The organism is Mesorhizobium sp. P2_E9 (genome assembly GCF_056403815.1).
Window position 1 is genome coordinate 43,041 of sequence record NZ_JBFUET010000027.1, and the last position, 23,087, is coordinate 66,127.

Here is a 23,087-nt window from a genome sequence, read left to right on the forward strand (position 1 = left end):
CCTTACTTGTCCAGGTTCTTGCCGACTGCGCGCATGGCGAAGAAGGCGACGATGTTGGCGAGAATGACGGCGATCACACCGCCCGCGGATGCCTGGCCGATTTTGAACTCCAGCAGCGCCTTCTGGTAGACGAGGAAGGGCAGGTTGGTGGAGGCGTAGCCGGGGCCGCCATTGGTGGTGACCAGGATCTCGGCATAGACCGAGAGCAGGAAGATGGTCTGGATCAGGATGACCACGGTGATGGCGCGCGACATGTGCGGCAGCGTCAGATGGATGAAGCGGCTGACGAAGCCGGCGCCGTCCATCTCCGCGGCCTCCTTCTGCTCGCCGTCGAGCGATTGCAGTGCGGTCAACAGGATCAGTGTCGCGAAAGGCAGCCATTGCCAGGCGACGATGATGATGATCGCCGTCATCGGATGCTGCCCGAACCAGTCGATCGGCTGTGCCCCGAAGAAGCGCGCTATGTCGGCGAACACCCCATATTGCGGGTGCATGATCATGTTCTTCCAGACCAATGCGGCCACTGGCGGCATGACGAAGAACGGCGAGATGACGAGGATGCGCACGATCCCCTGTCCCCACATCGGCTGGTCGATCAGAAGCGCCAGCAGGATCCCCCCGATCACCGTGATCAACAGCACGCTGACCACCAGCGTGAGCGTGTTGAGGATCGATTGCAGGAAGGCGGGGTTGGAATAGAACAGCGCGTAGTTGGATAACCCGACGAAGCCATCGCGGATCGGATTGAGCGGATTGTACTGCTGGAAGGAGAACCAGATGGTGATGACCAGCGGCACGATCATCCAGACGAACAGCAGCACAACGGATGGCGCCATCATGAAACGGGCAAGCGAACGGGTCTGCTGAGTAGCCATGACGGTCACCCTCCAAGTTCAGCTAGATTTTTAGAGTTGTGCCAGGTTTTCCAGGATTGTGTAGATGGCCGCCCGAACTGGGACTCGGGCGGCCATTGCCGGTCATGGTGTGCGACCGGCATTCGGCACCGGGAGGAGCCTTACTTGATATAGCCGCCTTCGGTCATTGCCGCGGTGGCGGCATCCTGGGCCTGCTTCAGCGCGTCGTCGACGCTCGACTGGCCGGCAAGAGCCGCCGAGAAGAGCTGGCCGACAGTGGTGCCAAGGCCCTGGAACTCAGGGATGGCGACGAACTGGACGCCGACGTAAGGCACCGGCTTGACGGTCGGATGCGTCGGGTCGGCGGCATTGATCGAGTCGAGCGTCATCTTGGCGAACGGAGCTGCCTTCTGGTACTCGGCATTGGCGTAGAGCGAGGAGCGCGTGCCCGGAGGAACGTTGGCCCAGCCTTCCTTCGAAGCGACGAGCTCGGCATAGTGCTTGCTGGTCGCCCACGAAACGAACTTCTCGGCGGCGTCAGCCTTCTGCGTGCCGGCCGGAATGGCCAGCGACCACGCCCACAGCCAGTTGCCGCGCTTGCCGAGCCCATTGTCGGGAGCGAGCGCATAGCCAACCTTGTCGGCGACGGTCGAGTTCTTCGGATCCGAAACGAAGGACGCCGCGACGGTGGCGTCGATCCACATGCCGCACTTGCCCTGCTGGAACAGCGCCAGGTTTTCGTTGAAGCCGTTGGAGGACGCGCCCTCGGGGCCGTCGGCCTTCATCAGGTCGACATAGAACTGCAGCGTCTTCTTCCATTCCGGCTGGTCGAACTGCGGCTTCCAGTTCTCGTCGAACCAGCGGGCGCCGAAGGAGTTCGACATGGCGGTCAGGAAGGCCATGTTCTCGCCCCAGCCGGCCTTGCCGCGCAGGCACACGCCGTTCACGCCATTGGCGCGGTCGGTCATCTTGTCGGCTGCCTGGCGGATGAAGTCCCAGGTCGGTGCGTCGGGCATCTTCAGCCCAGCCTTGTCCATCAAATCCTTGCGGTACATGACGAAGGAGCTTTCGCCGTAGAAGGGCGCGGCATAGAGCTTGCCGTCGACCGAAAGGCCGCCGGCGATGGCCGGGATGATGTCCTTGGCGTCATAGTCGTCGCCGAGCTTGTCGAGCGGCAACAGCCAACTCTGCTTGGCCCAGATCGGAACCTCGTAGGTGCCGATGGTCATCACGTCATACTGGCCACCTTTGGTTGCAATGTCGGTGGTGACGCGCTCGCGCAGCACGTTCTCTTCAAGTGTGACCCAGTTGAGCTGGATGTCGGGGTTAGCCTTGGTGAAGTCTTCGGTCAGCTTCTGCATGCGGACCATATCGCCATTGTTGACGGTGGCGATGGTGATGGATTCGGCGTGTGCGGCAAAAGCGAGAGCGCTGGCCGACAACAAGCCCAGGGTGAGCGTGCGCAGTTTCATCAAATTCCTCCCATGAACCAAGATGAGCATTTGCCTTGGCTTTGAGCAATTACTCACTTGGTGTGAATTATGTCAAGCCGGATTCGATGCTGCAGCGCAGCACTAGGCCTGGCCGGCGCGCGACGGACGCATGGAAATTTACGGCGACAGGCCGCGCCCGTGCCGGACATCAGGGATGAGGACAAGAAGGCCTGGATGCCTGGATCGGGTGGAAAGCGCCTGTCAGCAGGCGATCTCGGCCAGCAGCCAGTCGCGGAAGGCGCGGATCTTCGGCACGTTGCGGCGCGCTTCGGGATAGACCAGCCAGTAGGCATGGCCGTCGTCGCCGACCAGGTCGAAAGGCTGGACCAGGCGGCCATCGGCGAGTTCAGCCTTGAACAGTGCCCGGGTCAGGATCGCCACGCCATGACCGGCAATGGCCGCATTGGCCTCGTAGGCCTGCGCGCCCATGCTGCTGCCGGGACGCTTAGCAAGGTCGTGCGCGTGCACGCCGGCGGCCGAAAACCACTCCGTCCACCAGATGTCGCCAGGATCCAGGATCGGCAGGCGCAACAGATCGGCCGGCTCGTTGACGCCGCCAATGCTCGCCGCGAGCGTGGGACTTAGCATCGGCGTGAAATCGGCATCGAGCAGCTTATGCGCCTCCAGGCCCGGCCATTTGCCACCGCCCGAGCGGATGGCGATATCGGTATCCTCACGCGCGAAATCCGTCAGCCGGCTCGATGTCTCCAGCCGCACGGCAAGCGCGGGATGCGCGAGCTGGAACGAGCCCAGCCGGTGGGCCAGCCAGTTCGAGGCAAAGGTCAGCACCGTGGTGACGCACAACAGCCCGTCCGCGCCGCCGCGCGCCGCGGCATAGGCCTGGCCAAGAATGGCAAAGGCCTCGCTGACCGCCGGCGCCAGCCGTTGGCCGGCTTCGGTCAACTCGATCTGCCGCGGCCGGCGCAGGAACAGCGGTGAACCGACGCGCTCTTCTAGCACCTTGATCTGATAGCTGACGGCAGCCTGTGTCATGCCGAGTTCCACGGCGGCCTTGGTGAAGGAAAGATGCCGCGCCACCGCTTCGAACACCCGGATCGCTTGCAGCGGCGGGAGTTGCGAAAGCTGTGGCGAGCTCAGATCGGGCATAAGGCCTCCTTATGGGTCCTTATCGACGTTCGATTGGCAAAGCTGGCCGGCAAGACCGACATTCAGTGTCAACCCGTCTTTCGGGTTCAGGATAGCGAAGGTTCACGATCATGACCATGGCGCAGCAAAAATGCACTCCCGCTCCGGATCACCGTTGGATTTCGTGGCTAACGGACGGATTCGGCTGGTTCGCGATCAGAAAAAGGGCGCACCTCGACATCAGGGACCTGTCGCCGCATCTGCAGCGCGACGTCGGTTTCCTTGATGGCAACGACCCCTTTGGCAGGCACAGATAGACTTGTTGGCTTTATCGCAAAGCAGCGGCCGCACTCGACGAGCGGCTGCGATTTCGGATCAGACGCTGGCCAGCAAAGCGGTCGCCGTCCGCTCATCGGTGATGAGCCCATTGACCAGCCGGCGATTCACGGCCGCCAGGATTCCTGGCAGCTTGCGCTCGCCCATGGCGAGCGCAATGACCAGCGATTTTTCGCGCGACGGCAGGGACGCCGACGACACCCGGTCATTGGTGATGCCCTCGATCATGCGGCCTTCCCTGTCGAACACCCAGCCGACGATCTCGGCGATGCCGCCTGCCTTCTGCAGTGCCTTCAACTCGCTTTCGGAAATGAAGCCGTCCTCATAGAGCGGCGCCTTCGGGCCGAGATCACCGATGCCGATGAAGGTGACGTCGGCCTCGGCGGCAAGCGCCAGCGTCGGCTGGATCATCGGCTGGTTGAGCAGCATCTCACGCTCTTGCGGCGAGGAGGCGATGACCGGCAGCGGCATCGGGAAGGAGCGCGCCTTGACCCTGTCGGCCATGGTGAAGATGACGTTGTAGAAGGCGGCCGAGCCGTCTGGCGAGATGTTGCCGGTCAACGACACCACCTTGTGCTGCGGGCATTCCATCGGCGGCAATTGTTCGATCGCCGCCTTCAGCGTGCGCCCGGTGCCAATGCCCATGACGATCGGCGTTGGCGAGCGCAGCCGCCGCTCGATCTCGGCGGCCGCCGCCTCGGCGATGCCGATGGTTGTCGAGGATGAATTCGGGTCGCTCGGCACCACCTCGACCAGATCGAGCGCGAAGCGCGATCTCAGCCGGGCCGCCAGGTCAAGGCAGTTGGCGATCGGATGGTCGACACGAACCTTGATCAGGCCCTCCGACACCGCCAGCGACACCAGCCGCTGCGCCGTCTGCCGCGAAATGCCGAGCGTGGCGGCAATCTGGTCCTGTGTGTTGCCGGCAACATAATAAAGCCAGCCGGCGCGCGCCGCGTCGTCCAGCCTGTTGCTGCCGCCATCCTGCCGGGTATTCACGTCCTGCCTCCCAAAGCCGCCGGTCATCAAGGCGGTCCGCTCTTAGTTTCGCAGGGAACGGCAGTCTGCGCAATTGTCAATATCAAGGGCAATTGTTCGCAACTGCGAGATTGAGATTGCCCCGCCGATAATCTCTGATCGCTGAAAGCAAAGCGGCTTTGGTTCCGGTAGCAGCCACGTTCTGTGATCCCGACGGTTTATCTCCCGGCGCAAACCCTTTAAGGGGATGGCAAAAGGAGCGCTGCATGACACCGAAGGCGGTTTTCTGGGACATGGACGGCACGCTGGTCGACAGCGAGCCGCTGCACGAGGCGGCCCTGGTGGCGGCGATGCGCAATGTCGGTCTCAAGCCGCCTGCCGACCTGCATGAGCGTGTGCTCGGCGTCGCCGCCTGGCCGGTCTACGAGATGATGCGCGACGAATTCGGCCTCGATCTTCCCTTCGACGATTGGATCATGCGCAAATACGAGCATTATCTGCCGCTGGTCGAAGGCCTGAAGCCGCGCCCCGGCGCGATCGAGGTCTTCAACGAATTACGAGCGCTTGGCGTGCAGCAGGCGGTGGTCTCCAATTCGGACCGGATGATCGTCGACGCCAATCTGCGCATGGTCGGCCTCTTCTATCCCGGCATGAAGACGATCAGCCGCAACGACGTGCGGGAGGGCAAACCGCACGCCGAACCCTTCCTGCGCGCCGCCTATCTGGCTGACGTCGATCCCGCGCACGCGGTCGCTGTCGATGACAGCTGGCCGGGCGCCATGGCGGGGCTGGCCGCGGGCATGAAGACGATCTTCTGGCCGGAAAAGCCTATGGAAGGACCGCCAGGCGCTATCGTCATCAACAGCGCCGAGGAATTGCGGGCTGAACTCGGTCTTTAATTCCGGTAGACGGGTTCCTGCTCGTCGAGGATCGCCTTCAGCTCGGCGAGATGACGCTCGGCCTGGCCGGGATAATCATCCATTTCGCTCGCCGCTTTCTCGGCGATCGAGTCGGACAGCGTGCGCAGCGGCCGGCCGGTCCACAGCGCCTTGATGTAGGTCTCGGCGGCACGCTCGAAATAGAACATGCGGTTGAAGGCATCGGCGACGGTGTCGCCGATCACCATCACGCCGTGATTGCCCATCACCATCACCTTGACCTTGGGATCGGTGAGAAGCTGCGAGCAGCGCTCGCCCTCTTCCTCGAAGGCCAACCCGCCATAATGGGCGTCGACGACATGGCGGTTGAAGAACATCGCCGAATTCTGGTCGATCGGCGGCAGAGTTGAATCCGCAAGCGAGGCCAGCACCGTGGCGTGGATGGAATGCACATGCATGGCGCAGCGCGCATGCGGCACGTTGCGGTGGATGGCGCTGTGCAGGCCCCAGGCGGTCGGATCGGGCGCGTTGGGGCCGGTCAGCGTTTCGGGATCGTTGGCGTCAATCAGCAGCAGGTCACTCGCCTTGATGCGCGAGAAATGCACCTGGTTGGGATTCATCAGGAACTGCGTGCCGTCCTCGTTGACCGACAGCGAGAAATGATTGGCCACCGCCTCATGCATGTTGAGCCGTGCCGTCCAGCGGAAGGCCGCGGCGAGATCGACGCGCTCCTCATAGAAGGGCAGGTTGGTCAGCGTTTCCTTCTGCAGGCGGGCGATGCTCATCGAAAATCCTCCGGTTTTGGCAAGAATGCCGTGACCGACGGCTGCCCGCAACGGGTTTCGGTTGGTGCAGGGAGAAACTGCCGGCTGTCAGGCGGCCGTGCTGGCGGCAGTGACGGTCCTCAGCCCGCCATGCTCGACGATGAAATCGATGACCTCCTGCAGCCCCTTGCCGCGCGACAGATCGGTGAAGCCGAACGGCCGCTTGCCGCGCATGCGGCCAGCGTCGCTCTCCATCACGTCTAGGTTGACGTTCACATAAGGCGCGAGGTCGCTCTTGTTGATGACCAGGAAATCGGAGCGGGTGATCGCCGGCCCGCCCTTGCGCGGGATTTCCTCGCCCTGGCAGACCGAGATGACATAGAGCGTCAGGTCCGCAAGGTCCGGCGAGAAGGTGGCGGCCAGGTTGTCACCGCCGGATTCGATGAAGATGATGTCGAGATCGGGGAATTTCCGGTTGAGTTCGGCGATCGCCTGCAGATTGATCGAAGCGTCCTCGCGGATGGCCGTATGCGGGCAGCCGCCGGTCTCGACGCCGACGATCCGGTCTTCCGGCAGCGCCTGCAGCCGAGCCAGCATCATGGCGTCTTCCCTGGTGTAGATATCGTTGGTGACGACCGCGATCGAGAATTCGTCGCGCAGCGCCTTGCAGAGTTTTTCGGTGAGCGTCGTCTTGCCGGAACCGACAGGGCCGCCAATGCCGATGCGAAGAGGGCCGTTAGCTTGGGTCATGTCGGGAACTCCATGATGGCGAGGGTGGCGAAGCCTAGCCCGATCAGCAGGCAGAGCGGCGAATAATAACTGACATCGAGCCGCGCGAAAGGCTGCTCGGGCGCCAGCCGCCGCCACCACGGCGTGAAGCCGACGATACCGCGCCCGAGGAACACCAAGCCGATGAGCAGCGCAGTGGCGGCAAGGCCTTCCCTTGGGAAGGGCGAGGCAAAGAAGCCGATGAGCGCCAGCGGCCACAGCGTCGCCAGGCCGAGACAGGCGGCAACGGCGAAACTGGCGAAGGGCGTCGGCATTTCATCGACGCCGCGAAAACCGACAACCGCGCGGGCGCAGGAGGCTGCATCCCTCCCCGGCCAGATGCCGCCAATGCCCCAATAGACATGCAGCGCCGTGATCAGCAGCAGGACAATGGACAGTGCAAAGGCGAGGAGGATCATGAGCGGAACAGCCGCGAGTACTGGGTTTCGTGCTTCATCGCCACGACGTCGGAGACGAAGGCACAGCCGCCGAGATCGTCCAACGTCGATCGGGACGCGCGGGCTGCGGTCGAGAGCGCCAACGGTTCGAAGCCGGCCAGCAGTGTGGTGGCCTCGCTCTGGCCGACGACACCGAGCCTGATCGCCGCCTGGACGAGGTTGGAGAAGAAGGCTTGCAGGAAGGCGGATAGCGCGTCCTGCAGCGCAATGCCATTGCCGCCGGCAATGGCGCCGACAGCGACGCAATAGGCGCATTCGGCCGGCAAGCGCTCCTGCACCGGATTGGGCCAGGCGGCGGCAGCCTTCAGGAAGGCTGAACCTTGCAGCATGGTCTCGGTGTGGCGCTCGCGTGAGCCGGCGAGCGCTTCGGCCAGTGCGGCGACGTCGTCGAGATCGCCGGCGTGGCGTGCACAGCGCCAGCTCTCGGCAAACAGCACCGCATCGTTCCAGCCTGAACCCATTTCAACCAGCGTTTCCAACCAGCCGGCAAGGCTGGCGGCATCGCTCACCAACCCGTCATGCACCGCGCGCTCCAGGCCGTGGCTGTAGGCAAAGCCGCCGACCGGAAAAGCCGGCGACAGCCACGCCATCAGCCGCAGCAGGGCGATGTTCGAAGGCTGGTCAGTCATGATCGTGGTGGTGGCCGGCGTGCGAATGAGAATGCGATTCGCTGTGCGCGTGGGAATGTGCCTCACCGTGACTATGCGCATGCGCCTCGGCATGGCTGTGATCGTGGCCGTGCCCGGAATAGGCGCCACGCACCGGCTTGAATGGTTCGGAGACCTCGCGCACCGTGGCGCCAAGCCCCTCCAGCATCGCCTTGATGACGTGATCGCGCAGGATGACGATGCGATCCGCCTCGATGCCTGCCGCGAGGTGACGGTTGCCGATATGCCAGGCGAGTTCGGTCAGATGCACGCCGTCGCGGGCGCGGATGTCATAGACCTCTTCCGGCGCGGCAAGGATCTCGACATGACGGCCATCCTCCAGCACCAGACGGTCGCCATCGTTCAGGGCAACGGGCTCGGGCAGGTCGACCAGAACCTTGCTGCCGTCGGACAATTCGATGGCGCGGCGGCGCAGATGCCGCTCGTCGTGAGGGAGAACCGCTTGGCCGGAGGGCGCTGTGGATCCCACACTGCCAGCCGGGAGCACGGAGACGGCGCGCGGGAATTTGGTGAAGTCGGTGTTGAGGTTGAGCTTCATTTCAGGGAGCCTCCGTTGGCCTGCGCCCGCGCACGGGCGGGCCGCGCCAGAACGCGGTCGAAATAGGCGTTGACGCGCTCGGACTCGATCGGAAATTTTCCGGCACGGGCCCAACTGCCCATGTCGCCTAGCAGCACGTCGACGGCGGAAAACCGCTCGCCGAGCGCAAACGTTTTGTCGCCAAGCCGACTGTCCAGCGCCTTGGCCTCCGAAGCGAAATCATAGGCCGCCGCGGGGCCGACATCGACCCGCATTTCCCTGGGCAGCAGGAAGCGGTGGCGCAGCTTGTTCCACAGCGGCGCCTCGAACTCGCTCTGGGCAAAATGCATCCAGGAATCCATCTCGGCACGGCCGGCGACACCCGGATTGGCGCCCATGCCTTTGTCGGCGTGCTTGTCCGCGAGATAGACGCAGATCGCCGCCGAATCCGTCACCGTCAGCTCGCCGTCGATGAGGATCGGCACCTTGCCCGACGGGTTGAGCGCATAGGCTTCCGGCGAGCGCAGTTTCACTTCGACGAATTCATAGGGCTGCCCGAGTTCCTCGAGCATCCAGAGAACGCGGCTGACCCGGGATCCACGTGATCCGATGGCCTTGTACATGCTAAAATCCTGCCTTTCCCTGGACTCTAGACCATCCGCTATGGTCATACGATCGTGTCGAACAGCCGCAGGATGAACGATATCTGGTAGATCAGCGCCGCCGCGACGAAGGCGATGTGGAAGCGGCGGTCGCGCACCACGATCGCGGCAATGCACAGTGCCACGAAGACCGGTGTGCGGAACAGGTATTCGTTGCCGAAGCGAGCGAAATGCTCCGGCCCTTTCAGCAGCGTATCGATGACGTCGAGCAGATAGGTCGCGGCCAGCAGGCCGAAGAACCAGCCCCGGCGCGAATAGAAGAAATCCTCATAGCTGGTGTAGTCCAGCATCGAATCCGGAAACAGCAGCGCGCAGAGCAGGAACAGCGTGATCGCGTAGAAGATGATGAACAGGTATTTGCCGAAGGTCCAGGTCTCGATGGCGTAGAGCCCGAACTCCCACCACCAGAAATGCACCAGCATCAACAGCACCGAGGCGACCCAGGCCAGGTGCACGGGATAGAGCCGGTATTGGCCGGGATGCTGGACGATGCGCGCCACCCCCGACAGCAGGCGGGCGACACCAAGCCCGATCACCATGCCCATGACGATGCGGATATGCGGGAAGATGTCGTGGGGAGAGGCGAGTTCAGTGGCCATTCGTCTGTTCTACGAGCTGCTTGATAGAAGCGGCATCAATCATACCAGAGCCATAGCTTTCGGTAACCGGCCGGAACCTCAATCTGCTCGGCGGGTAGGTGGTCTACATCTCCCTCCCAGGTTTCGTCCGGCTCAAAGCCTGATGGCAGCAAGCCAATCACATGTTCTTCGCTGGCGCGCGTTGTGATGACGACCTTGTCGGAGAACGGCCATTCTCCATTATCGCACTGCACGATTGCTATCCGGACGTCGTGAACTTCGGGTCTTTCACGTATCGATCGAAATGCGGCTAGAACCGTGTCATTGTCGGGCGCCTCCGGGCTATTGCACAGCAGTCCGGCTTCGCCTCCCGCCCCATCGAAATATTCTTCCAATGTAACAAGGGGCATAGCGAGCGGAGCAACGCCGCCATTGTATTTCTGCAGCGCGCCCATCCTTGAAATTAAGGCCAGTTTCTTTTGCTCGTCCATGATGCGTCCGATGTTTCGTGGCGCACCAACCCTAAAACAGAAAATACCGCTGCGCCATCGGCAGCACTGTCGCCGGCTCGCAGGTCAGCAATTCACCGTCGGCACGGACTTCGTATGTCTCGGGATCGACCTCGACATGCGGCGTCGCGTCATTGAGCACCATCGAGTGCTTGCCAATGCCGCCGCGGGTGTTTTCGACGGCGACGAACTGCTTGTCGACGCCAAGCCGGCCATGCAGGCCCGACTCGAGTGCCGCCTTCGAAACGAAGGTCACCGACGAATTGGTTCTGGCCTTGCCATAGGCGCCGAACATCGGCCGGTAATGCATCGGCTGCGGGGTTGGGATCGAGGCGTTGGGGTCGCCCATCGGGGCGGCGGCGATCATGCCGCCGATCAGCACCATGTCCGGCTTGACGCCGAAGAAGGCCGGGTTCCACAGCACCAGGTCGGCGCGTTTGCCGACGGCGATCGAGCCGATGTCTTTCGACAGCCCATGCGCGATGGCCGGATTGATGGTGTATTTAGCGATGTAGCGGCGGACGCGGAAATTGTCGTTGTTGCCGGTTTCCTGCGGCAGCGAGCCGCGCTGGCGCTTCATCTTGTCGGCGGTCTGCCAGGTGCGGATCGCCACTTCACCGACACGGCCCATGGCCTGGCTGTCCGACGAGATGATCGAGAAGGCGCCGATGTCGTGCAAAATATCCTCCGCCGCGATCGTCTCCTTGCGGATGCGGCTCTCGGCAAAGGCGATGTCTTCGGGGATCGACGGCGACAGATGGTGGCAGACCATCAGCATGTCGAGATGTTCGGCCAGCGTGTTGACGGTGTAGGGTCGTGTCGGGTTGGTCGACGACGGGATGACGTTGGGCAGGCCGCAGACCTTGATGATATCAGGTGCATGGCCGCCGCCCGCGCCCTCGGTATGGAAGGCGTGGATGGTTCGGCCCTTGATCGCCGCCACCGTGTTTTCGACGAAGCCGGATTCGTTCAGCGTATCGGTGTGGATCATCACCTGCACGTCGTAGTCATCGGCCACCGACAGGCAGCAGTCGATGGCAGCCGGCGTCGTGCCCCAATCCTCATGCAGCTTCAGCGAGCAGGCGCCGCCCAGCACCATTTCCTCCAGTGCCGCCGGCAACGACGCGTTGCCCTTGCCCGACAGGCCAATATTCATCGGAAAGGCATCGAAGGACTGGATCATACGCGCCATGTGCCAGGGGCCTGGCGTGCAGGTGGTGGCCAGCGTGCCATGCGCCGGGCCGGTGCCGCCGCCAAGCATGGTGGTGATGCCGCTCATCAGCGCTTCCTCGATCTGCTGCGGGCAGATGAAGTGGATATGCGCGTCGAAGCCGCCGGCGGTCAGGATCTTGCCTTCGCCGGCGATGATTTCGGTGCCGGGACCGATGATGATGGTGACGCCATCTTGCATGTCCGGATTGCCGGCCTTGCCGATGGCCGCTATGCGGCCATCCCTGAGGCCGATATCGGCCTTGAAGATACCGGCGCTGGCGTCGACTACCAGGGCGTTGGTGATGACGGTATCGACCGCGCCCTGGGCGCGGGACACCTGGCTTTGGCCCATGCCGTCGCGGATCACCTTGCCGCCGCCGAATTTCACTTCTTCACCGTGAATGGTGAGGTCCTTTTCAACCTCGATGAAGAGTTCGGTGTCGGCCAGCCTGACCTTGTCGCCGACGGTCGGGCCGTACATCTGGGCGTAGGCGGCACGCGAGATTCTGGCCATCAGCGATTGCTCCCGAAATGCGATGTGGTTGAACTGCACATTGCCGCCATCCAATGGTCACGCAATGACCCGCTCGGCGACACCTTCTGATCCCATTTGGCGGTTGAGGTTGGCAGGCCACCCCAAAACGACCGTTTGCCAAATCGATGGAAGGAAAATCCATGCGCAAAACGATAATTCTTGCAGCCGTTGCCAGCCTGATGCTGGCCGGTGCCGCCAGTGCCCAGCAGCAGCCTGCTCCGGCCACGCCTGCCCCCGCTCCGACCACGCCCGCCCCTGGCGGTCAGCAGGCCGCGCCGGCGATCCAGAGCGTCAACATTGTCGACATCACCGAGTTGCCAAAGGACACCCAGACGCAGGTCAATCAGGTCATCGCCCAGCGTGGCGATGAAGGCCTGCAGAAGCTGCGCAGCTCGATCGACGCCACCCCCAAGGTGAAGTCCGCCCTCGAGGCCAAGGGAATGACCTCGGCGCAGGTGGTCGCGGCCAGCATGGAGCCCAACGGCGCGCTGACCCTGATCACCAAGAAGGCCAGCTGACGAAGCGGCGTGGCGGGCCGGTATCCGGCCCGCTGGCCGTATCGCGAAGGGAACCGTGGCAGGGTTGGAGTCGTTTCGCTTCCTGATTGTTGAAACAAACTGCGAAAGCGAATGATGACCTCCACCACTGTGCCCGACGTCCGATGGTTGCATGCCGTCGCGGCGGCTGCGTTCCTGGCAGCGAGCTTGCCTCAGGCCGCGTTGAACGCGCAGGGCCTTGAAAGCCCGGAGACTGTCGACCGCATCGTCGGCTCGCAAATCAACGAGGAACAGGCCAAGACAACAGCCGAAATCGGAAAAGTCAGTTCGGCGATCGACCGCACGCGTGACAACATCAGCACGGTGCGCAAGACCTCCAAGCTCGACAAGGTCGATATCGTGTTCCTGACCGACTCCGCGCGCAGCGAAGGCGGTCCGCCCCCAATCATCCAGAACAAGGTCCGGCAGCATCGGGACGATGTCGCGGAATTGCGCAAGGAGATCGAGGCCAACGCCCTGCTCTTCAACGCCATCGATTCGCGGCGCGTGGCTGCGCAGGACATTCTCGCCGTCGAGTTCGACGACCCCGGAAAGATCGTCATCTATGCGGCCGCCAAGCCGTCCGACTGAACCGATAGCACCGCCTGCTTTCAGGCTTGCCTCGAAGCCGACCGCCATCCTTGCACGCCATGCATGAGACACCACCGGTCTCACAGCTTGCCCATCACCTTCTGCTGGAATCCATAGACCTCGCGCTTGCCGCCGAGCGGCACCAGCGTGACGTCGCGTTCCTGTCCCGGTTCGAAGCGCATGGCGGTGCCGGCGGCGATGTCGAGGCGCATGCCGCGCGCCTGTTCGCGGTCGAATTTCAGCCCCTCATTGGTCTCGAAGAAATGGTAGTGGCTGCCGACCTGGATCGGCCGGTCGCCACTGTTGGCGACTTTCAGGGTGACGGTCGGCAAACCCTTGTTGAGCTCGATGTCGCCTTGAAGGGGGATGATTTCACCGGGGATCATCTGAGATCACACGACGCCGAAGGCGAGGCCGACGCCGATCGCCGCGCAGGCCGCACCCGCGACACGCGCCAGACCACGGAACCTGAGACCGAGGCTCAGGCCGGCGGCGATGCCGGTGGCATGAAGCAGCGCTGTGGCGACGGCAAAGCCGGCCATGTATTCAAGGCCGCCGGCATTTTCAGGCACTTCGGTGCCATGGGCGTGACCGTGGAACAGCGCGAACAGGCCGATAATGGCGACACCGGCCGAGACGGGCAGATCGATGGCCAGCGCCACCAGCAGGCCAAGCGCCACGACGGAGGCCAGTATGCCAGGCTCGACGAAGGGCACCGGCACATGCGCCATGCCAAGGGCAGCGCCGCCAAGCATGACGCAGACAAAGGCGGCCGGCCACGCCCAGATCGCCCTGCCGCCCTTGAGGGCCGCCCAAAACCCGACCGCGATCATCACAGTCATATGATCGAGGCCGGACAGCGGATGCGTGAAGCCGGCGGTGAAGGACGACGTCGTACCGATGCCGACATGGGCGTAGGCGGGCATGGCCGCGGCCAGAAACAGGATCGCCGAGAGGGACAGTCGTTTGGCAGGGATCATTTCTCTTTGCCTTCCGTTTCCAGTGTCACGGTATTCAAGCGGCTTTGCGCGGGCCGCAGCCCTCTGCCTTGAGGACGCGCTTGGTCGAAGCCGGATATTTCTTCAGCATCGCGGCGGGACGGATCGGCCGGGCCGAAAAATTGCCACCGCAATTGGGGCAGACGCCGTCCAGCACGTGTTCCACGCAATCGGCGCAGAAAGTGCACTCGAAGGTGCAGATCAGCGCATCCGCCGCCTCGGGCGGCAGGTCCTTGTCGCAGCATTCGCAGTTGGGGCGCAGCTCAAGCATCCCGGTCTCCTCACCTGATGGGCTCGTGCACGGTCACCAGTTTGGTGCCGTCGGGGAAGGTCGCTTCCACCTGCACGTCATGGATCATTTCGGCGATGCCCTCCATCACCTGCGCGCGGGTGACGACATGCGCGCCGGCCTCCATCAGTTCGGCCACCGGGCGGCCGTCGCGGGCGCCTTCGACGACGAAATCGGTGATCAGCGCGATGGCTTCCGGATGGTTGAGCTTGACGCCGCGCTCCAGCCGCTTGCGTGCCACGATCGCCGCCATGGCGATCAGCAGCTTGTCTTTTTCCCTCGGCGTCAGGTTCATGCGGTTTCCAAAGATGAGGCAGACAGAATCACAGTGACCATAATTTGGGCAGTCCCGCCCTTCCGTTGAGCAATCCGACGAGCGGAACCAGCCTTTGGCGCAGCTGGTAGCCGTCCCCGGCATAAAGCCTCGCAAGAAGCTTGCCAGATGCCTTCACGCTCCAGGCGCTGGCGCCGCCCTGGTCGCCGACGATCTGCCGGACCGGGTCGAGCAGAGCCTCGGCCCGCGGCGACACCAGCAGCAGAGTTGCCACCGCGATTGCGCCGCCGGCGGTGGCCGCGCGTGCCAGGGCGCCAGTGATGTCGGGTCCGATGCGGAAATCCTCCGCATGGATGAGGACACCATCCTGGCGAACACGCCAGCGGTCGTGAAAACTGCCTTGCACGGCGCGTTCGCCCATGGCCAGGCGGCCGAAGACGGTCGCCTCCAGCACCAGCGCCTCTGCCCCCGCGGCAAGCTCGACATCCAATGTGCGGGCAAAGGCCGCCCGGTCGAAGACGATGGTTTCCTGCGGCAGCCAGGCGATGCGGCCATTTTCGCCGACGCTCAGCCTGACCCGCACCTGGGCATGGTCGGATGCGGCGCGGTAGATCTTCTCGCAGGCCTGGGTCGTTATCGACGCCGAGGCTTCGGCGCCGACATCCACATCCCAACCGATACGGTCGCCGCCGGTCAGCCCGCCGGCGGTGTTGATCAACACCGCCTCCAGCGGATCGGCCGAAACCGCCGGCAGCCTTATCTTGGCGGAGCCGTCCTGGTAGAGGCGCCGCAGCCGCGTGCGGCCGTCGACGCTGGCGCAGCCCAGCTGGGCCAGACCCACGGCGCGCTGGGCCAAAGGGGCCGAAAACTTTGTATATTCGATCGTATCCACCCCGTCAGGTTAAGCACTGTGGCGGTTTTGTCGATATGAAGCTTGTTGCTTGATGGCGTTTCCGTTTCTATAGAGGGAGCCACCTCGGTACGGTCAGGCGATGCTTGGCGGGGGTAGAAGGCGATGATCGCGGCCTGATATCGAGGACAAGAAGGCGCTATTCAGTTGGCGTCGGAAAACGACAAAGTGGGGAAGAGACCGAATGGCCGACCAACTGGCAACGGATATCATCGAGAAGATCAAGGCCCATGCCGAGCCGGGCGGTGAGGAAATCACCACCACCACCGAATTGACGTCGCTCGGCATCCATTCGCTCGAGTTGACGGAGATCATCTTCGACCTCGAGGAGCAATATGGCATCGAGATCGAGATGAACACCGTCGATGCCTGGAGCAATCTGAAGAATGTCGGCGACATGGTCGAGGCCGTTCGCGCGCTGATCGCGAAAAAAGCCTGACCAAATGCTGAAACGCGTCGTCATCACCGGCCTTGGCGGGATATGCGGGCTCGGCACCAATGCGCCGGCAATCTGGGGTGAGATGCGCGCTGGCCGTTCGGCCATAGGCCCGATCGAAAATCATTCCTTGCACGATCTGAAGGTCAGGACTGGCTGCGAGGTCAAGGCGCTGCCCGATCATGGCATCGAGCGCAAGCAGCTGGTGTCGATGGACCGCTTCAGCCTGCTGGCGGTGATTGCCGCCCGCGAAGCCATGCAACAGTCCGGATTGGCGGCCCATGCCGACAACACCTATCGCATGGGAACCATTGTCGGCGTTGGCGTCTGCGGCTTTGAGACGGTCGAGGAGAACTATCGCGCCATCCTGGTAGAGGGCAAGAATCGCGCCGGCATCTTCACCGTGCCCCGGGTCATGCCGGGCGCCGCCTCCGGCCAGGTCAGCATGCACCTTGGTCTGCGTGGGCCGGTGTTCGGCGTCACTTCAGCCTGCTCGTCGGCCAACCACGCCATCGCCTCGGCTGTCGACCAGATCAGGCTCGGCCGCGCCGATGTCATGGTGGCCGGCGGCACCGATGCGCCGCTGGTCTGGGGTGTGCTCAAGGGCTGGGAGGCATTGCGCGTGCTGTCGCCCGACACCTGCCGGCCATTCTCGGCCGACCGCCAGGGCCTGGTGCTCGGCGAAGGCGCCGGCATGGCGGTTCTGGAAAGCTACGATCACGCCATGGCGCGTGGCGCTACCATCCTCGCCGAAATCGCCGGCGCCGGCCTTTCGGCCGATGCCTCCGACATCGTCGCCCCGACCATCGAGGGACCGGAAGCCGCCATGCGCTTCTGCCTCGCCGATGCTGGCCTCAATCCTGAAGACATCGATTATCTCAACGCCCATGGCACCGGCACCAAGGCCAACGACCAGATCGAGACCACTGCGATCAAGCGCGTCTTTGGCGAGCATGCGCGCGCGCTGTCGATCTCCTCGACCAAGTCGATGCATGCCCATTGCCTGGGTGCGTCGGGCGGACTGGAGATGATCGCCTGCGTCATGGCCATCCGCGAAGGCCTCGTGCCGCCGACCGCGAATTACCGCGAACCCGATCCCGATTGCGATCTCGATGTGACGCCCAATGTCGCGCGCGAGCGCAAGGTGCGCGCCGCGATCAGCAACGGTTTCGCCTTCGGCGGCACCAATGCGGTGCTGGCGTTCAAGGCAATTTGATCCCGGGCGGTCACCACCGCCCCGGGGCGGTTGCTACCTGCCCGGGCGCTTAATAGCTGCCCGGCGCACGGTCGCATCTCCCCCCGCGTTCCATTCGATTGACTGTCCGTGCATGGCGAAACTGTCGCCGCCATATTGATCACGTCGTGTCGTGCGCCTAATTCTTGGCCGACCCGCCAACACCGCCCCCCCGGTGCAAATCCCCCGCTCAGGAGTTTCTCGATGGCCGACCTGTCCGCCTTTCCGATCACCACCCGTTGGCCGGCCAAACATCCCGACCTGATCCAGCTCTATTCGGCAACGACGCCGAACGGCGTGAAGGTATCGATCGCCCTGGAAGAGATCGGCCTGCCCTATGAGCCGCATCTGGTCAACATCGGCAAGGACGAAAGCTGGACGCCGGAGTTCCTGTCGCTCAATCCCAATGGCAAGATTCCGGCGATCATCGATCCGAACGGCCCGGACGGCAAGCCGATCGGCCTGTTCGAATCCGGCGCCATCCTGCTCTACCTCGCCGAAAAGACTGGCCTGCTCATGCCCGTCGACGCGGCGCGGCGCTACGAGACGATCCAGTGGGTGTTCTTCCAGATGGCCTCGGTCGGGCCGATGTTCGGCCAGGTCGGCTTCTTCCACAAATTCGCCGGCCGCGAGATTGCAGACAAACGGCCGCTGGAGCGCTATCGCGACGAATCGCGGCGTCTGCTCGGCGTGCTTGACCGCAGGCTCAAGGGCCGCAAATGGATCATGGACAACGACTACACCATCGCCGACATCTCGCTGCTCGGCTGGGTGCGCAATTTGATCGGCTTCTACGAAGCGCGCGACCTCGTTGGTTTCGATGATTTCGCCAATGTCGCTGCATGGCTGGAGCGCGGCCTGGCCCGGCCGGCGGTGCAGAAGGGCCTGACCATTCCGGCAAGGGGCTGAAACGAGCCCGTCTCTATAGGGCGATTGCCTAGCTGGCCTGCTACTTCGCTTTGGCCTTCGAACCGCCTCTGCCCATCACGGAGGCTGCGAGCGACGCAGCGCCCCGAGCGGTGGCGACCACCGCGCCGGCTGCAATATTCGCCGCCGTCCGGACTGCACCGGGCTTGGCCGCTGCCTGTTTACGCGGACTGGCGGTCTTCGCGGCCGGTACGACCTTTCTGGGTGCGGCCTTGCCGAAAGCGCCCTTGGCGTCTTTTGAGCGTTCGGCAATCGCTGGGCCAGCACCGGCTTTCGCCTGAGTTGCCTTCGCAGGCCTCGTTTTTGCGGGTTTTTTTGCCTTGGTTGCCATCGGAAAATCCCTTACGCCGGACAAACGGGTTATCAGGCATAACGGCGCGAAACTCTTAAGGTTCCCGTCAAAAAATACCGAAAATTAAGCGTGTTAACCAATGACCAGGTCGGCGGCCCGGCGCCGGGCCAGCACGCGTTCGATGTTGGGCATGTCGTTGGAGGCGATCCAGGCGCGCGCATCCTCATCCGAACGCCCATGGCCGTGCCAGCGCTCCATCAGCCGGCGCTCGAGCTCATTGCGCGGCACGTCGACGAAGATCGAGAAATCGAACAGCGGCGCCAGCCGCGACCACGGCTCCTCGTCGAGCAGCAGGTAATTGCCTTCGACCAGGATGAACTTGGTCTCGGTGCCGACGATTGCCGCGGCGGCGCGCGACAGTTCCATGCTGCGGTCGAAGACGGGAATGGCGATATCGGGTTCGCCGGCCCGGATGCGCTTCATCAGGGTTTCGAAACCAGCGAAGTCGAAGGTCTCCGGTGCGCCCTTGCGCGCCCGCAGGCCGCGCGCGTTGAGCACGATGTCGTCATAGTGGAAGCCGTCCATCGGCACGACTTCCACCGCCCCTTCCGGCAAAAGGTCATGCAGGCTTGCCGACAGCGTCGACTTCCCCGACCCCGGCGGCCCGGCAATGGCGACGATGAAGCGCTTTGCCTTGCCGGCGCGTTTGAAGATGGCGGCGGCGAGGTGGGCGATTTCGGACATGGGAACCTCACTTGCCCTGATGATCGGCACGATGTTGCGCCGCATCTTGGCGGCAGTCGACGGGAATTTCAAACCCCGCTGGCGCAATCCCTGCTCAGGCGGCAACCGGTTTACCGATGCGCAGGAACGCGCTGTCGAACGGCACGTCCCTGGTGGAGCCGCCGGCCGAGAGCCGCATCTGGCCGTCGGCGGTGATGATTTCTTGCGGCGGGATGCCGCCGGACAAAGGCACGGCGCCGATGACGTGGCGGAACGAAAAGCTATGGCCTTCGCCAAGCGCAAAGGCGGTTGCCACGCCTTCGCGCTTCAGCCAGTTGTCGCCGATCGAGGCGGCATGGCCGACGCCGGCGCGGCCGTCCTCGATACCGAGCACGCCGAGATGCCGGCCGCTCCAAGGCGCGTAGTCGCGCCCGCCATTGCTCAACCACAGCATGGTGATCGGCAGCTCGGTCGGGTTTTTCAGCACCAGCACCAGATCGTCCTCGGCCTGGCGCGCCAGCGCCGTCCAGCCCGGTCCGCCATGGTCGGCCTCGATCAGGGTGATGAAATCCTCGCGCCGGTCGTCCATGCGATAGTTCGTCAGGTCGGCCGTGCCGCCGGCGGCGGTGGGAAAGTGGTTGAGGTCGGTGGACCGCGCCGGATAGGCCAGCATGAAGCGGCCGCGCGCGGGGTCCGGCTCCAGCGGATCGGCCAGTGTCGCGGCAAAGCGCTTGCGCGAAAAGGCCAGCCGGCCGCCGCCCTTCATCACCGTCATAGGGTGGTGGGCGACGGAAATCGCGCCGGACCCGCCGGAAAACACATGCTCCTGATAGAGGAAGGGATGGTCGTCGATCAGCGTGAAGATCTTGTCGACGCTGGCGCCCATGACCTTGTGCCGCAGCCGGAAGACCGCGCGCCATCCGCCATCCGTCGCGCCGCTCTCGGTGACATCCCAGGCGCTGTTGGCGGTCCAGCCATGCAGCGGCGCCTCCTCGACATCGCTGCGCGAAAACGGCGCGCACAGGAAATCGCCGGACAGCCGGACCGTGCCTTGCGGCAGGTCCCGCGGCAGTGCCTCGCCGGCATCAACCCAGGGCGCACGGTGCAGCGGCCTCAGCTGGCGTCCGCCGCTCTCGACGACCATGTCGGCGATATGGCCGACGGTGAGGTCGAGCGAAACCGAAATTCCCCGGGCCTTGATCGTGCTGATGGTCATTGCGCTCTCACCGAATCTGAAGGCGCAAACAGAACTCTTTCGGCGTCCGTTGCGCAAGCACCGCAGCCGGCATTTCGCATCAGCTACTGGCGCTTGTATTCCCGCACCGGCGATTTCGTCCCGTCGGTGTAGGTGACCTGCACCGACATCGACTTCACGCTGTCGGCAACCTTGAAATAGCCCTTGGCGTCGTAGGGGATGGCGTAGGGGTCCTTCTTGTCGCAAGGCGGTATCTCGAGCGACTTGTCGAGCGCGGCACCGTTCAGGCTGTAGCGCACCTCCTTGATGGCGCAGCGGTAGGACAGCATCTGGGTGAAATAGACCAGGCCGTGATTGCCGCCGGAATCGAAGGCGATCCACGACGTCCAAAACTGGTCGAGGATCTGCTTGTCACCTTGCTGCAGCGCGGCATCCGGGTCGAAGCTTATGTCGAACGGACCGGTCTCGCGGCCCCTGATGTCGAGATATTTTATGCCGATCGTGGTCGCCGCCGCGCTGTCGGGCAATTCGAAGCTCGGATTGGCCATCGGCTTGCCGGTGGTCGGGTCCTTCATCGCCAGGAAACCGGTGTCGGTGAAGGGACCGCTGCTGCCAAGACGCCAGGAAATCGCGGTCGCCGGCTCGGGCAGCGAGATGGTCATCGACCAGCCCTGGTTGGAGCGCATCGGCGTCAGCGAAGGTGCGAAGCGGGCAGGGTCGAGCACGTCGCCAAGCGCTGCCAGCCGGCTGCGGCTGCGGTCCAGCCAGTCGGCCAGCTGCGTCTGGTCGACGAAATATTTGAGCAGCCCGCCATCCTTTTCGTAGGAGACGAATTTGGTCAGCGCCTGGGCCTCGTTGCGCTTGTCGGCCAGCGTCTGGCTGCCGAGGCGGTCTTCCGAAAACTCCTGCGCCTTGAGGTAATAGGCCGGCGCGTAGTCGGGATTGGCCGCGATGAAGGCGTTGAGCTTGCCGAGCCGCTGGGCGTCGTCGAACTGCAGCAGGTGGACGAGCTTGATCGACGGCGCCTTGGCCTTCTCCGCCAGCTGGCCGAACACTTCACGGGCGCCGGCCTTGCCGTCCTGGACCCTGAGCAGCGTGGCAAAGCGCGTATAGGGATCGATGGCATCAACATCGAAGCCGGCAAAGGCAAGATAGGAGCGCCTTGCATTGAGCATGTCGCCCGACAATTCGTAGACGCGGGCATTGTGGTAGAACTCATCCGGCCGCTTTGGCTCGGCGATCGCCCCGCCCTGCGCCGCGAGCTGGGCAAACCCTTTGGCGATGGTGTCGATCGAGGCGGCGATCTGCTCGGTCGTCGCCTGCAGCTTTTCCGTCTGGGCCTGCTGCTGTTGCTGACCGGCGGCGAGCGTCTCGGTCGTCTGCTTGACCGCCTCGACGGTTTTTTGCGTCTCGGCTCCCTGCTGCGTCTGTTGCTGCTGGGCGGATGCGATCTGCTTGGTCTTCTGTGCCACCGTGTCGGTCGATTTCTTGACCTCTTCGACGGTCTTCTGCGTCTGCGTGACCGTCTGCTCGATCTTCGCCACCTTTTCGGAGACGATGCCGATCGACTGCTGCAGCTGCGCGATCGCCGGCACCAGGCCGGCGATCACCCCGTTCTGCGAATTGGTCTCCTGCTGCACGGCATAGACACCGCCGGCGACCGCCGCCGCACTGGTGGCGAACACCAGCGCCGGCAGCGCCTTGGCCGCCAGCACCAGCCGCAGCACGATGGCAATGGCGATGATGGCCGCCGCTACCGCCGCGACCAGCGCGATATAGGCGGCGAACGGCGCCAGCGGATTGAGCACGTCGCCAACGGCGCCGCTGATGAAAGCGACGCTGCCGGCCCATTTGCCGGTGCGGCTGAGCGATGCCTTGATAAGCGAGGGCGCTGCGCCCCCGGCCCCGATGTCAGTCATGCCACCCCCCAAGCCAGCCGATGCCACGCCCCTTCCCACAGGAAACGCGGTTTTGGCAAGGAAAGATAGGAAACGGGCGATTTCGGGGCGGATACAGGCTCAAGTCCCTCGCCCCCACGGGAGTGGCTACGGCGTGCATACATTTCCAAGCAGCTGGTCTTTGGCGATAGCGTGCATGGGCAGCTTGGCGCATGCATTGTCTTATGCTGCACGGTCGACCCCCACTCCGTCTCGGCTTCGCCGAGCCACCTTGTATCTACACGAGAGAGATTTCGTGGGATTGAAGCGATTGAGCCAAGGTCCGGCCGGCCAGCCGGACCTTGGCTTGGCGAAGTCGCCCGTACCACCTGAGGTTACAACCGCGGGAGAGCTTGGGATCTTCGCCTTCGTCACGCACGACCGAAAAGTCGCTTGGTTCCAACCGTACGTACAAGGCAGGTTACCGTGAACAGGATCATTTGTGGAGT

The 23,087-nt window shown here is 63.6% G+C and carries 29 protein-coding genes; 7 read left to right on the forward strand and 22 right to left on the reverse strand.

Translation table 11 applies throughout. The features are described 5' to 3' along the window. Positions 1-2 precede the first annotated feature (2 nt). The 3 genes from AC1D05_RS33480 to gcvA all read right to left on the reverse strand — a co-directional run bounded on the left by AC1D05_RS33480 (position 3) and on the right by gcvA (position 3,454). On the reverse strand, positions 3-875 hold the full coding sequence (locus AC1D05_RS33480) for a carbohydrate ABC transporter permease (protein WP_477446952.1): 873 nt from the start codon (positions 873-875) through the stop codon (positions 3-5). A 140-nt stretch (positions 876-1,015) separates the two neighbouring features. Continuing rightward, on the reverse strand, positions 1,016-2,326 hold the full coding sequence (locus tag AC1D05_RS33485; protein WP_477446954.1) for an ABC transporter substrate-binding protein: 1,311 nt from the start codon (positions 2,324-2,326) through the stop codon (positions 1,016-1,018). A gap of 222 nt (positions 2,327-2,548) precedes the next feature. After that, a complete protein-coding gene (gene gcvA / locus AC1D05_RS33490) occupies positions 2,549-3,454 on the reverse strand; it encodes a transcriptional regulator GcvA (protein WP_477446956.1) in 906 nt (301 codons plus the stop codon). 110 nt (positions 3,455-3,564) lie between these two features. Here gcvA and AC1D05_RS33495 point away from each other — a divergent pair, with 110 nt between their 5' ends. Beyond that, positions 3,565-3,750 (forward strand): hypothetical protein, encoded by a 186-nt coding sequence (locus tag AC1D05_RS33495; RefSeq protein ID WP_095203037.1) that lies wholly within the window; start codon positions 3,565-3,567, stop codon positions 3,748-3,750. A gap of 58 nt (positions 3,751-3,808) precedes the next feature. Here the strand turns inward: AC1D05_RS33495 and AC1D05_RS33500 are convergent, their stop codons facing one another. After that, on the reverse strand, positions 3,809-4,768 hold the full coding sequence (locus AC1D05_RS33500; RefSeq protein WP_477234524.1) for a sugar-binding transcriptional regulator: 960 nt from the start codon (positions 4,766-4,768) through the stop codon (positions 3,809-3,811). A 245-nt stretch (positions 4,769-5,013) separates the two neighbouring features. Between AC1D05_RS33500 and AC1D05_RS33505 the strand changes: the two genes are divergently transcribed. Continuing rightward, complete coding sequence (locus tag AC1D05_RS33505) at positions 5,014-5,646, forward strand: HAD family hydrolase (protein ID WP_477446958.1); 633 nt, start codon at positions 5,014-5,016, stop codon at positions 5,644-5,646. On the opposite strand, the gene AC1D05_RS33510 is transcribed toward AC1D05_RS33505, so the two are convergent. The 9 genes from AC1D05_RS33510 to ureC all read right to left on the reverse strand — a co-directional run bounded on the left by AC1D05_RS33510 (position 5,643) and on the right by ureC (position 12,275). After that, complete coding sequence (locus AC1D05_RS33510) at positions 5,643-6,410, reverse strand: class II aldolase and adducin N-terminal domain-containing protein (protein ID WP_477446960.1); 768 nt, start codon at positions 6,408-6,410, stop codon at positions 5,643-5,645. The genes AC1D05_RS33505 and AC1D05_RS33510 overlap by 4 nt on opposite strands. Positions 6,411-6,497: 87 nt before the next feature. Next, complete coding sequence (ureG, locus tag AC1D05_RS33515) at positions 6,498-7,139, reverse strand: urease accessory protein UreG (protein WP_477446962.1); 642 nt, start codon at positions 7,137-7,139, stop codon at positions 6,498-6,500. Further along, positions 7,136-7,576 carry a DUF3995 domain-containing protein gene (locus AC1D05_RS33520; protein WP_477446964.1) on the reverse strand — a complete coding sequence of 147 codons (441 nt, stop codon included), beginning with the start codon at positions 7,574-7,576 and terminating at the stop codon, positions 7,136-7,138. The genes ureG and AC1D05_RS33520 overlap by 4 nt, the downstream gene beginning before the upstream one ends. Beyond that, positions 7,573-8,244 carry an urease accessory protein UreF gene (locus AC1D05_RS33525; RefSeq protein ID WP_477446966.1) on the reverse strand — a complete coding sequence of 224 codons (672 nt, stop codon included), beginning with the start codon at positions 8,242-8,244 and terminating at the stop codon, positions 7,573-7,575. Before AC1D05_RS33525 ends, AC1D05_RS33520 begins: the two co-directional genes overlap by 4 nt. Further along, the gene (gene ureE / locus AC1D05_RS33530) at positions 8,237-8,821 is read right to left on the reverse strand and encodes an urease accessory protein UreE (protein WP_477446967.1); all 585 of its coding nucleotides are present in this window, start codon (positions 8,819-8,821) and stop codon (positions 8,237-8,239) included. The genes AC1D05_RS33525 and ureE overlap by 8 nt, the downstream gene beginning before the upstream one ends. Continuing rightward, positions 8,818-9,423, reverse strand: coding sequence for a glutathione S-transferase family protein (locus tag AC1D05_RS33535; protein WP_477446968.1), 606 nt, complete (start codon positions 9,421-9,423; stop codon positions 8,818-8,820). Before AC1D05_RS33535 ends, ureE begins: the two co-directional genes overlap by 4 nt. Before the next feature lie 44 nt (positions 9,424-9,467). Then, positions 9,468-10,061 carry a hypothetical protein gene (locus AC1D05_RS33540; RefSeq protein WP_477446970.1) on the reverse strand — a complete coding sequence of 198 codons (594 nt, stop codon included), beginning with the start codon at positions 10,059-10,061 and terminating at the stop codon, positions 9,468-9,470. 35 nt (positions 10,062-10,096) lie between these two features. Then, positions 10,097-10,531 (reverse strand): hypothetical protein, encoded by a 435-nt coding sequence (locus AC1D05_RS33545; RefSeq protein ID WP_477446972.1) that lies wholly within the window; start codon positions 10,529-10,531, stop codon positions 10,097-10,099. 31 nt (positions 10,532-10,562) lie between these two features. Further along, positions 10,563-12,275, reverse strand: coding sequence for an urease subunit alpha (gene ureC, locus AC1D05_RS33550; RefSeq protein WP_477446974.1), 1,713 nt, complete (start codon positions 12,273-12,275; stop codon positions 10,563-10,565). 161 nt (positions 12,276-12,436) lie between these two features. On the opposite strand from ureC, the gene AC1D05_RS33555 reads away from it, so the two are divergent. Both AC1D05_RS33555 and AC1D05_RS33560 read left to right on the forward strand, forming a co-directional pair. After that, on the forward strand, positions 12,437-12,814 hold the full coding sequence (locus tag AC1D05_RS33555) for a hypothetical protein (RefSeq protein ID WP_477446976.1): 378 nt from the start codon (positions 12,437-12,439) through the stop codon (positions 12,812-12,814). A gap of 114 nt (positions 12,815-12,928) precedes the next feature. Next, the gene (locus AC1D05_RS33560; protein ID WP_477447001.1) at positions 12,929-13,423 is read left to right on the forward strand and encodes a hypothetical protein; all 495 of its coding nucleotides are present in this window, start codon (positions 12,929-12,931) and stop codon (positions 13,421-13,423) included. A gap of 80 nt (positions 13,424-13,503) precedes the next feature. Here AC1D05_RS33560 and AC1D05_RS33565 read toward each other — a convergent pair whose 3' ends face one another. From AC1D05_RS33565 to AC1D05_RS33585, 5 genes are read right to left on the reverse strand one after another with little or no spacing between them, the layout of a single operon-like run. Then, complete coding sequence (locus AC1D05_RS33565; RefSeq protein ID WP_477446978.1) at positions 13,504-13,809, reverse strand: urease subunit beta; 306 nt, start codon at positions 13,807-13,809, stop codon at positions 13,504-13,506. A gap of 6 nt (positions 13,810-13,815) precedes the next feature. Further along, a complete protein-coding gene (locus tag AC1D05_RS33570; RefSeq protein ID WP_477446980.1) occupies positions 13,816-14,403 on the reverse strand; it encodes a HupE/UreJ family protein in 588 nt (195 codons plus the stop codon). Positions 14,404-14,437: 34 nt separating this feature from the next. Next, the gene (locus tag AC1D05_RS33575) at positions 14,438-14,692 is read right to left on the reverse strand and encodes a DUF1272 domain-containing protein (protein WP_140744074.1); all 255 of its coding nucleotides are present in this window, start codon (positions 14,690-14,692) and stop codon (positions 14,438-14,440) included. A gap of 10 nt (positions 14,693-14,702) precedes the next feature. After that, positions 14,703-15,005 (reverse strand): urease subunit gamma, encoded by a 303-nt coding sequence (locus tag AC1D05_RS33580; protein WP_023693076.1) that lies wholly within the window; start codon positions 15,003-15,005, stop codon positions 14,703-14,705. 28 nt (positions 15,006-15,033) lie between these two features. Next, on the reverse strand, positions 15,034-15,876 hold the full coding sequence (locus AC1D05_RS33585) for an urease accessory protein UreD (RefSeq protein ID WP_477446982.1): 843 nt from the start codon (positions 15,874-15,876) through the stop codon (positions 15,034-15,036). A 202-nt stretch (positions 15,877-16,078) separates the two neighbouring features. On the opposite strand from AC1D05_RS33585, the gene AC1D05_RS33590 reads away from it, so the two are divergent. From AC1D05_RS33590 to AC1D05_RS33600, 3 genes are all read left to right on the forward strand, one after another. Continuing rightward, entirely contained in the window at positions 16,079-16,333 is a 255-nt protein-coding gene (locus tag AC1D05_RS33590; protein ID WP_095484608.1) for an acyl carrier protein, read from the forward strand. Between the two features lie 4 nt (positions 16,334-16,337). Further along, positions 16,338-17,546 carry a beta-ketoacyl-[acyl-carrier-protein] synthase family protein gene (locus tag AC1D05_RS33595; RefSeq protein WP_477446985.1) on the forward strand — a complete coding sequence of 403 codons (1,209 nt, stop codon included), beginning with the start codon at positions 16,338-16,340 and terminating at the stop codon, positions 17,544-17,546. Between the two features lie 222 nt (positions 17,547-17,768). Next, positions 17,769-18,473 carry a glutathione S-transferase family protein gene (locus AC1D05_RS33600; protein ID WP_477446987.1) on the forward strand — a complete coding sequence of 235 codons (705 nt, stop codon included), beginning with the start codon at positions 17,769-17,771 and terminating at the stop codon, positions 18,471-18,473. A gap of 40 nt (positions 18,474-18,513) precedes the next feature. Here the strand turns inward: AC1D05_RS33600 and AC1D05_RS33605 are convergent, their stop codons facing one another. The 4 genes from AC1D05_RS33605 to AC1D05_RS33620 all read right to left on the reverse strand — a co-directional run bounded on the left by AC1D05_RS33605 (position 18,514) and on the right by AC1D05_RS33620 (position 22,620). Next, positions 18,514-18,822 carry a hypothetical protein gene (locus AC1D05_RS33605; RefSeq protein WP_477446989.1) on the reverse strand — a complete coding sequence of 103 codons (309 nt, stop codon included), beginning with the start codon at positions 18,820-18,822 and terminating at the stop codon, positions 18,514-18,516. A 93-nt stretch (positions 18,823-18,915) separates the two neighbouring features. Further along, on the reverse strand, positions 18,916-19,527 hold the full coding sequence (locus AC1D05_RS33610; RefSeq protein ID WP_477446991.1) for a nucleoside triphosphate hydrolase: 612 nt from the start codon (positions 19,525-19,527) through the stop codon (positions 18,916-18,918). 94 nt (positions 19,528-19,621) lie between these two features. Then, positions 19,622-20,722, reverse strand: a complete 1,101-nt coding sequence (locus AC1D05_RS33615) for a hypothetical protein (protein ID WP_477446993.1) — start codon at positions 20,720-20,722, stop codon at positions 19,622-19,624. An 83-nt stretch (positions 20,723-20,805) separates the two neighbouring features. Next, complete coding sequence (locus tag AC1D05_RS33620; RefSeq protein WP_477446995.1) at positions 20,806-22,620, reverse strand: methyl-accepting chemotaxis protein; 1,815 nt, start codon at positions 22,618-22,620, stop codon at positions 20,806-20,808. Positions 22,621-23,087 lie beyond the last annotated feature (467 nt).